Source organism: Nocardia sp. NBC_00416 (genome assembly GCF_036032445.1).
Classification (GTDB): domain Bacteria; phylum Actinomycetota; class Actinomycetes; order Mycobacteriales; family Mycobacteriaceae; genus Nocardia.
This window is the reverse complement of sequence record NZ_CP107932.1, coordinates 1,538,460-1,546,899: the sequence shown is the minus strand read 5'-3', so window position 1 is coordinate 1,546,899 and position 8,440 is coordinate 1,538,460. Positions and strand designations below refer to the sequence as shown.

10 protein-coding genes are annotated in these 8,440 nt (G+C 66.3%); 5 read left to right on the top strand and 5 right to left on the bottom strand.

Annotation, left to right across the window (positions count from 1 at the left end; genetic code table 11):
• Positions 1-2: 2 nt before the first annotated feature.
• From OG804_RS06920 to OG804_RS06910, 3 genes are all read right to left on the bottom strand, one after another.
• Positions 3-329 carry a CopG family transcriptional regulator gene (locus OG804_RS06920; protein ID WP_328395054.1) on the bottom strand — a complete coding sequence of 109 codons (327 nt, stop codon included), beginning with the start codon at positions 327-329 and terminating at the stop codon, positions 3-5.
• Positions 322-612: a hypothetical protein gene (locus OG804_RS06915; RefSeq protein WP_328395051.1), complete on the bottom strand. Its 291-nt coding sequence runs from the start codon at positions 610-612 to the stop codon at positions 322-324. Before OG804_RS06915 ends, OG804_RS06920 begins: the two co-directional genes overlap by 8 nt.
• 138 nt (positions 613-750) lie before the next feature.
• A complete protein-coding gene (locus OG804_RS06910; RefSeq protein WP_328395049.1) occupies positions 751-1,113 on the bottom strand; it encodes a hypothetical protein in 363 nt (120 codons plus the stop codon).
• 176 nt (positions 1,114-1,289) lie between these two features.
• Between OG804_RS06910 and OG804_RS06905 the strand changes: the two genes are divergently transcribed.
• Positions 1,290-1,697, top strand: coding sequence for a Fur family transcriptional regulator (locus OG804_RS06905; RefSeq protein WP_442941857.1), 408 nt, complete (start codon positions 1,290-1,292; stop codon positions 1,695-1,697).
• 24 nt (positions 1,698-1,721) lie between these two features.
• Positions 1,722-3,905, top strand: a complete 2,184-nt coding sequence (katG, locus tag OG804_RS06900; protein WP_328395045.1) for a catalase/peroxidase HPI — start codon at positions 1,722-1,724, stop codon at positions 3,903-3,905.
• A gap of 202 nt (positions 3,906-4,107) precedes the next feature.
• Here the strand turns inward: katG and OG804_RS06895 are convergent, their stop codons facing one another.
• Positions 4,108-4,692: a TetR/AcrR family transcriptional regulator gene (locus OG804_RS06895; protein WP_328395043.1), complete on the bottom strand. Its 585-nt coding sequence runs from the start codon at positions 4,690-4,692 to the stop codon at positions 4,108-4,110.
• A gap of 105 nt (positions 4,693-4,797) precedes the next feature.
• Between OG804_RS06895 and OG804_RS06890 the strand changes: the two genes are divergently transcribed.
• Entirely contained in the window at positions 4,798-5,649 is an 852-nt protein-coding gene (locus tag OG804_RS06890; protein WP_328395041.1) for an SDR family NAD(P)-dependent oxidoreductase, read from the top strand.
• A gap of 50 nt (positions 5,650-5,699) precedes the next feature.
• Positions 5,700-6,581 carry an SCO6745 family protein gene (locus OG804_RS06885; protein WP_328395039.1) on the top strand — a complete coding sequence of 294 codons (882 nt, stop codon included), beginning with the start codon at positions 5,700-5,702 and terminating at the stop codon, positions 6,579-6,581.
• A 43-nt stretch (positions 6,582-6,624) separates the two neighbouring features.
• On the opposite strand, the gene OG804_RS06880 is transcribed toward OG804_RS06885, so the two are convergent.
• Positions 6,625-7,251: an AbiJ-NTD4 domain-containing protein gene (locus OG804_RS06880; protein ID WP_328395037.1), complete on the bottom strand. Its 627-nt coding sequence runs from the start codon at positions 7,249-7,251 to the stop codon at positions 6,625-6,627.
• Between the two features lie 360 nt (positions 7,252-7,611).
• Here OG804_RS06880 and OG804_RS06875 point away from each other — a divergent pair, with 360 nt between their 5' ends.
• Positions 7,612-8,409: an alpha/beta fold hydrolase gene (locus OG804_RS06875; RefSeq protein WP_328395035.1), complete on the top strand. Its 798-nt coding sequence runs from the start codon at positions 7,612-7,614 to the stop codon at positions 8,407-8,409.
• Positions 8,410-8,440: the final 31 nt, after the last annotated feature.

The window sequence follows — 8,440 nt, the reverse complement described above, 5'->3', positions numbered from 1 at the left end:
GTTCAGGCGGTGGGCCGGAGACTGGACAGGACGCGGATAGCGTCGGACAGCGGGATCATCCGCTCCGGTTGTTCACCGGACAGGCCCAGCTCGATGTACTGCCGGATGAGCATGGACGGGGTGACGCAATGCGCCGCGGCGGCGTCGCGGAGTCGGTCACGCATATCCTGCGGCAGTTTCACGGAGGTGGTCACCATGCCGCGCTCGATCTCGTCGGTCGTCGGTGGCAGCGACGGCACCGACGCGGTGTCGTCGAAGGTCAGGCCGTTGAGGAACTGCTCGGCGTCCGCGGCGCTGCGCGGATATCCGGGTTCGTGTTCGTTATTCATCTCGGTTCGCCTCCCATGCGGTGAACTCGGCGAGCTGGTGGGCTCCCATGGGTGCGGCCATGAGAATCTGCCACCGGTCGGGGTACGAACGAGGCCGCAACACCACAACCAGGGGCCGTCCGTCGTCGGTGCGGCCCCATATGGTGAGGACCGCCAGTCCCTGGTCGGTGCTCGCCGGTCGCGACCAGCGCCGCGGCGAATACAGCACCTCCACCACTTCCCAGGCCGCGACCTCGAAGTGCCGAAGGAACGGTTCGCTGGACGCGTGCCATTCGTACTCCACGACTGGTCACGATAATACCTCGGTATTACCCGAAGCGACTTCGCGGAACTGCGGGGCACGTGCCTGCGTGTTTCCGGCTCCGGCCGCCGCCGCGTTTCGGTGGGGACCGAACCCGCGGTGCGCGGGCCGCGGGTGGTGTCAACGCCAGTGCGCGCCGTTCGGGATTCCGGTGGCGAAGACGCTGTAGAAGAACTGACCGCGGGCCAGTTCGTTCATATCGTGCCAGGCGCCCGATGGGTCGCGTTGGTAGTAGTCGGCAAGACCGGTTCCGTTGTCGTAGCAGACGATGCCGGCGGTGCCGAACGGACTCCAGTACACCGAGGTGCCGTGCCGGGGCGGGTCCAGCGGCGTCCGGAACAGATAGCCGCACGGGGTGAGTTCGGGGTCGTAGTAGCTGGGCCGGGCCGTGGCGGCCGGGGCGAGAACGGTCGCGCTCGTGGCGGTGATCGCGGCGGCCGCACCGATTGCGGTGATTATCCTGCGGCGGAACGTGAATCGCATATATTCTGCTCCTCCTGGTCGGGATCGAGTTCGTTCACGAGGCGCGTCGATCCGGGCGAGGTCGTGTCGACGAGCCGCATGGCTCCCGACCTTATCTGGATACAACCAGATACTTGATTGATTCCAGAAAATCGTGTTAGTTTCGGATCGTGACCACGACCGCGGAGTTCGAGAACATGTTGCGCGAGGCCGCGCTGCGTGTGACCGCGCCGCGGCTCGCGGTACTGAGCGTGGTCCGCGACCATCCCCACGCCGACACCGACGCGATCATCGGCCACGTGCGCGAATCCCTGGGTGCGGTCTCACATCAGGCCGTGTACGACGTGCTGCGCGCACTGACTACCGCGGGCCTGCTCCGCCGTATCCAGCCCACCGGTTCCGTGGCCCGATACGAAACCCGGGTCGCCGACAACCATCACCACCTCGTATGCCGGTCCTGCGGCGTGATCGCCGACGTCGATTGCGCCACCGGTCCCGCACCGTGCCTCACCGCCTCCGACGATCACGGCTTCACGATCGAGGAGGCCGAGGTCATCTATTGGGGCCTGTGCCCCACCTGTTCGTCATCTCCCAGCCCGAAATGACTCCTGTTCACCGGAAGGAACGCAGTGTCCGATACCACCACAGGTCAGTGCCCGTTCGCGGCCAAACACCCGACGACGGGTGCCGGCAACCGTGACTGGTGGCCCAACCAGCTCAACCTGAAGATCCTGCGAAAGAACGCCCCCGCGTCGGATCCGATGGAACCGGATTTCGACTACGCCACGGAGTTCACAAGCCTCGACTTGAGCGAGGTCCGTCGCGATATCACCGAGGTTCTCACCGACTCGCAGGACTGGTGGCCCGCCGACTTCGGCCACTACGGCCCGCTGATGATCCGGATGGCGTGGCACAGCGCCGGCACCTACCGCACCATCGACGGCCGCGGTGGTGGCGGCGGCGGTATGCAGCGCTTCGCGCCGCTGAACAGCTGGCCCGACAACGGCAACCTGGACAAGGCCCGTCGGCTGCTGTGGCCGGTGAAGAAGAAGTACGGCAAGAAGCTGTCCTGGGCCGACCTGATGATCTTCGCCGGCAATGTCGCGCTGGAGTCCATGGGATTCGAGACCTTCGGATTCGCCGGCGGCCGCGCCGACCTGTGGGAACCGGACGAGGACGTCTACTGGGGACCGGAGTCGGTGTGGCTCGACGATGAGCGCTACACCGGTGAACGCGATCTGGAGAGCCCGCTGGGCGCGGTCCAGATGGGCCTGATCTATGTGAACCCGGAAGGCCCGAACGGCAACCCGGATCCGCTGGCCGCCGCCGTGGACATCAAGGAAACCTTCAGCCGGATGGCGATGGACCACGAGGAAACCATCGCGCTGATCGCCGGCGGGCACACCTTCGGCAAGACCCACGGCGCCGGCGACGCCGACCTGGTCGGCGCCGAGCCCGAAGGCTCGTCCATCGAACAGCAGGGTTTCGGCTGGAAGAGCGCGTACGCCTCCGGTAAGGCCGGCGACGCGATCACCAGTGGCCTGGAGGTCACCTGGACCACCAAGCCGACGCAGTGGACCAACGACTTCTTCGAGATCCTGTTCGGCAACGAATGGGAACTCACCAAGAGTCCGGCGGGCGCGAACCAGTGGGTGGCCAAGGACAGCGAGGCCATCATCCCGGACGCGCACGACGAGTCCGGGCGCAAGAAGCCGATGATGCTGACCACCGATCTGGCGCTGCGGTTCGATCCCGAGTTCGAGCCCATCTCGCGCCGGTTCCTGGAGAACCCGGACCAGTTCGCCGACGCGTTCGCCCGCGCCTGGTACAAGCTGACCCACCGCGATATGGGTCCGATCGAGCGCTACCTGGGCGCCGAGGTCCCCGCCGAGATCCAGATCTGGCAGGACCCGATCCCCGCAGTGGACTTCGAGGTGATCGACGAGGCCGATATCGCCGCGCTCAAGGAACAGGTGCTGGCCACCGGCCTGACGGTGCCGCAACTGGTGTCCACCGCATGGGCGTCGGCCTCGACGTTCCGGTCCAGCGATAAGCGCGGCGGCGCGAACGGCGCCCGCATCCGGCTGGAGCCGCAGAGGAGCTGGGACATCAACGAACCCGAGCAGCTGTCCACCGTGCTCAGCGCGCTGGAGAAGATCCAGGAGGCGTTCAACGGCGGCCAGTCCGGCGGCAAGAAGGTATCGCTGGCCGATCTGATCGTGATCGCGGGCGCCGCCGGTGTCGAGCAGGGCGCGCAAGCGGCCGGAGTGCAGATCACCGTACCGGTTACGCCCGGGCGTAACGACGCGCTCCAAGAGCAGACGGACGTGGATTCGTTCGCGGTGCTCGAACCTCGCGCCGACGGTTTCCGTAACTACATCGGCAAGGGACACCGGCTGCCCGCAGAGCATCTGCTGATCGACCGCGCGAACCTGCTGGGCCTGACCGCACCGGAGTTGACCGTGGTGATCGGCGGTCTGCGGGTGCTGGGTGCGAACTACAAGCAGTCGAAGCAAGGTGTGTTCACCGAAAACGTCGGGACGTTGACCAACGACTTCTTCGTGAACCTGCTCGATATGGGTGTCGAGTGGAAGTCCACCGACGAATCCCAGGAGACCTTCGAGGCCCGCGATACCGCGACCGGCGAGGTCACGTGGACCGGAACCCGTTACGACCTGCTGTTCGGCTCGAACTCCGAACTGCGCGCGGTGGCCGAGGTGTACGCGGCCGACGACGCGAAGGAGAAGTTCGTGCGCGACTTCGTATCGGCTTGGAACAAGGTGATCAACGCGGACCGGTTCGATCTGGTCTGATCCGGCCCCTCGTGTGACCGGATAACCACAGCGCGCCCGGGAGTCGTGGACTCCCGGGCGCGCTGTCGTCCATCGAGTCAGCGTTCATCCGTATGCATCTCGGCATCGGCGACCACTGCTCCTTCCGCGTGCTCGACCTCGGCGGCACCCTCGGAACCTACGCGATTCCCAGCAGCCTCCGGGGTGAGGTTGACCTGCGCCCTCAGGCGCGCAGGTAGGTGACGGCGGCTTCCAGTACTGCGTCCGCATAGGCGGTGGTGAGGCCGCCCAGGCCCAGGGACCACCGCATCTGGATGGGCCCGAGCAGGAGATCGATCGCGAGTTCGAGATCCAGGTCGCGGCGCAGCTCACCCGCCTCGACCGCGGTCGCGAGTCGGACTGCGACGGCGGCGCGCTGCGGCAGGAGCAGCCGCTCCCGGTAGGTGCCGGCCAGGTCGGGATCCTGTTGGATCTCTACGGACAACGCGCGCAAGAAGGCCTCCGTACCGGGGTCCGTCAGGGCCGCGATCGACCCGCGCAGCAGTGCGCGCAGGTCCACGGCGATATCGCCGGTGTCGGGAAGGGCCAGGCCTTCGGGGCCGGCATCGGATTCGAGCATAGCCTCGAACACCACCGCCCCTTTCGACGGCCACCAGCGGTAGATCGTCTGCTTGCCCACTCCGGCGCGGGCGGCGATGGATTCGATGGTGAGTTTCGCGTAGGGAACCTCACCGATGAGATCGGTGGTGGCCGAGAGGATCGCGGCGCGGGAGCGGTGGCTGCGCCGGGTGGCGGGTGTGTCTGCCATGCGCCGACCCTAGCATCCACGAGACGAAACGTCTCGTCTTGACAGTGCGAGGCTCCGGTGGCACTCTCTGTCGAGACGAAACGTCTCGTTCCGAAAGGGGTCTCCGTGACCAGAACCTGGTTCATCACCGGCGCCAACCGCGGCCTCGGCCGCGCCTTCACCGAAGCGGCGCTCGCTCACGGCGATCATGTCGTGGGCACCGCCCGCGATCCACAGACCCTGCGCGACCTCACCCAGGACCGTCTCACCGTGCTACCCCTCGACGTCCGGGACCGCGAGAACGTACACGCGACGGTGCGGCAGGCGTTCACCGTCACCGGAGCGCTCGACGTCATCGTCAACAATGCCGGTTACGGTCTCGTCGGCGCGGCCGAAGAGTTCACCGAAACCCAGATACGCGACCAGATGGACACCAACTTCTACGGTGCCGTATGGGTCACCCAGGCGGCACTCCCCCGGCTGCGCGAGCAGGGCCACGGCCATATCGTGCAGATCTCCACCGTCGGCGCCGTCGGCAGCATGCCGCTGTTCAGCATGTACAACGCCGGAAAATGGGCGCTGGAGGGGTACAGCGGAGCGCTTGCCGACGAGCTGCGCCCGTTCGGTATCGCCGTCACGATCGCGCAACTGGGCGGATTCGCCACCGACTGGGCCGGATCGAGCATGAAATTCGCGAACGCGAACCCGGCCTACGACGAACTGCGGTCCGCGGTACTGGGTACCGCGAACTACCCCGACCCGCAGGCCGTGCCGGTCGCCGCGGACGAGCAGCCGGATCCGGAATGGGTGGACGCCGACCCGGCAGTCGCCGCGGCCGCGGTACTGCGACTGGTGGATATGACCGACCCGCCGCTGCGCACGATCATCGGGCCCGGCGCCCACCAAATGGTCGCGATGGCACTGGACCAGCGGCGTCGCGACTACGAGACCGATCCCGAATTCACCTGGCCGGCATGAATACTCGCGCGGTGGCCGCTCATCGGCGGCCCCGCGCGTAGCGTGGCGCCATGAGCACCGCACTCCCCGAGTTCACGCGGCAGGCCTGGCGCCTGCTCGAACCCCTGCACGCCGTCACCTACTTCTCACCCGAGCCGTTGCAGGCCCTGAAATCGGCAGGCTACCGGGGATTCTGGATGGGTTACTTCGCCGGCCGCGCGGCCCCGCTCGGCGCCGTCCAACCCGAGGTCGTGCACGCGCTGTTCTACAACTTCACCGTCGAACGGGTGCGCCGGGCCCTGCCCTCGGCCTGGGAGTTCGCACCGCCGGAGGCGGCGCTCACCGCCCGGGAGAAGGGATCGAGCGCCGCGCTGCGCCGACAGTTCGGGGAGCTGGCCGACAATCCCGACGTGGCGACGGCGGCGGAATTGGCCTCCCGAGCGGCCGCCGCGGCGCCCACCGAGGGGCGGGCGCTGTTCGCCGCCAATCGGGCGCTACCGGAACCGGACGAGCCGGTCGCCCGGTTGTGGCACGCCGCGTCGCTGTTACGGGAACATCGCGGCGACGGACATGTCGCCGCCCTGCTGGCGACTGGAATCAAGGGCCGGGAATCGCATGTACTCCAGGCGATGTCCCACGGGACCCCACGCCATATCTACACCGTGTCGCGCGATTTCGACGACGAGGAATGGCACACCTGCCTGGACTCGCTGCGGGCCAGAGGCCTGATCGGAGACGACGGCCCCACGCACGCGGGGGCAGCGGTCAAAGCCGAGATCGAGGCCCGGACCGATGCGCTGGCCGCCCCGGCGTACGAAGTGCTCACCCCCGGTGAACGCGACGAACTGGTGCGACTACTGCGCCCATTGACACACGCGGTGCTGGCAGCCGGGGAGATCCCGGACATCACGCCGATCGGATCGGATCTGCGCGAGGTTCCGACGCGGAACTGACCCCGCGCAATCTCGGTCGACAACCGACCGGGGCACGAGTGCCCTACAGCGCGGAAACAGCCTGTTCGGCGGTCATGAGGTTGATGAACGCCGCGCAAGTGATGAGGATGTAGCGAGCCAGCGACTGGGTGATGGCCTCGTGCGGGACAGTCTCCCCGCCATGGCGAATACCGCTTTCGTCGCTGCTCCAGCCGTAGAGCTGGGCCCAGGCACCGAGCAGCGCCTTGTGTTCGAACCGACCAGCCGCAACCCGCTTGGCCTTCAGCTCGGCCAATGCCTGGCCGAGGGTGTTCTTGCCCGTGATCGGCAAGAGGAATGCCTCAAGAGCGCTGATCGATTCTTTGATCGAGTTCGGGTAATCCGGCGTATCTCGGTCGGATAGCAGCTGGATTGCCTGCTGCAGATGGTGTTTTACCGGGTCGCTCCCAAGCGTCACGGCCGACTCGATCTCCGTGAGCTCGTGGCTGTCGGAGATCGGGATGATGCGTCCGTTCAGCAATCGGTATCCCGCGAGGTGCTGTTCGAGCACCGCGTTGTAGAGCTTGCTCTGATCCTCGTAGCTGTTCAGGTAGTCGAGAAGGTCATAGACCCTGTGCCACGGTTCATTCAGAATCCAATCCTTCAGCGACTGGTTGAAAAAGGTGGGGAACCGATCCAGCTCCCCACCCATCAGTCCAGACCAGATGAACTGGAAGTGCTTATAGCTCTGTCCGTAGCTGGCTCGGACGGGCTCCACGTAGACAAGGAAGGTCGGGCCGTGCGAAGAGGGGTATCCATCTCCTCGACCTGGGCTACGGACCGGACTTTGACGTAACCGTGGCGTTCCGAGAACGACTGCATCTGTGGATGATGCCGTAGCGATCTGACACTCCGAAAATCAGCCCGAGGATGACTGGCCGCAGTCTCATTACCAAGGTTTCGAGACGGGGATTTGGGCATGTCCGACGCTGTACGTGCCGGGCCGGTGTGTCAGGGTGGTGTGTCAGAGCGCTGTCAGGCCGGTGTCAGCCGGTCCAGCGACTGTATTCATATGAGCAACGCAGGGATCAGCAATAACTCGACCACTTCGGCGTGGACCGGCATGGTGCCGGTCGAGGACACCGCGCTGGCGGTGTCCGATACCGGCGGCTCCGGCCGGCCGGTCGTCTACTTGAACGGCGCCTACGCCGACCGGTCGCACTGGAAGAAAGTGATCGCCGATCTGGGCCCCGGTTACCGGCATATCACCTTCGATGAGCGGGCCCGCGGCAAATCGAAGCAATCCGCGGACTACTCCTTCGAGGCGTGCCTGCGCGATATCGATGCGGTGCTCGCGGCCAGGGGCGTGGCGGGGCCGATCATCCTGGTGGGCTGGTCCTACGGCGGGGTGCTGAGCTGGCACTGGGCCGACCGCAACCCCGACCGCATCCTGGGAGTGGTGACCGTGGACGCCTTCCCGCACGGCCTGACCGGCGAAGAAGGCGCCGAGCGGATCCGCAAGCTGTTCCACAAGATGCGGTTCCTGTTGCCGCTGGCGCGCCCGTTCGGGATGGCCGCGCGGATGAGCGCCGCCCAGCATGCCGAGTCCAATATCGAACTCAACGAGATCGCCGCAGCCAGCGTGCCGGTGCTCGAACGCGCGACCCGCCCGGTGCGGTTCGTCCTGGCCACCGGAGATAGCCTCGGCAGCGAGAACGATGAGATGGAAGAGGGTCGGAAGGTACTCGACCCGATCATCGCGCACAACTCGAACATCACGATCAGCGCGAAGGTCGCCAGTAACCACTCCAAGATCCTGCGCAAGGATTCCCCCGCGGTCGCCGACGCCGTCCGCGAGACCGCAGTCTGAACGCCACCCCCGCCACACCATGTCCGCGTTC

Bases quoted from the DNA above. Each gene is read 5' to 3' on its own strand.
- OG804_RS06920 (WP_328395054.1), bottom strand. From the start codon at position 329: ATGAATAACGAACACGAACCCGGATATCCGCGCAGCGCCGCGGACGCC.
- OG804_RS06910 (WP_328395049.1), bottom strand. From the start codon at position 1,113: ATGCGATTCACGTTCCGCCGCAGGATAATCACCGCAATCGGTGCGGCC.
- OG804_RS06905 (WP_442941857.1), top strand. From the start codon at position 1,290: ATGTTGCGCGAGGCCGCGCTGCGTGTGACCGCGCCGCGGCTCGCGGTA.
- OG804_RS06895 (WP_328395043.1), bottom strand. From the start codon at position 4,692: ATGGCAGACACACCCGCCACCCGGCGCAGCCACCGCTCCCGCGCCGCG.
- OG804_RS06885 (WP_328395039.1), top strand. From the start codon at position 5,700: ATGAGCACCGCACTCCCCGAGTTCACGCGGCAGGCCTGGCGCCTGCTC.
- OG804_RS06880 (WP_328395037.1), bottom strand. From the start codon at position 7,251: ATGGGTGGGGAGCTGGATCGGTTCCCCACCTTTTTCAACCAGTCGCTG.
- OG804_RS06875 (WP_328395035.1), top strand. From the start codon at position 7,612: ATGAGCAACGCAGGGATCAGCAATAACTCGACCACTTCGGCGTGGACC.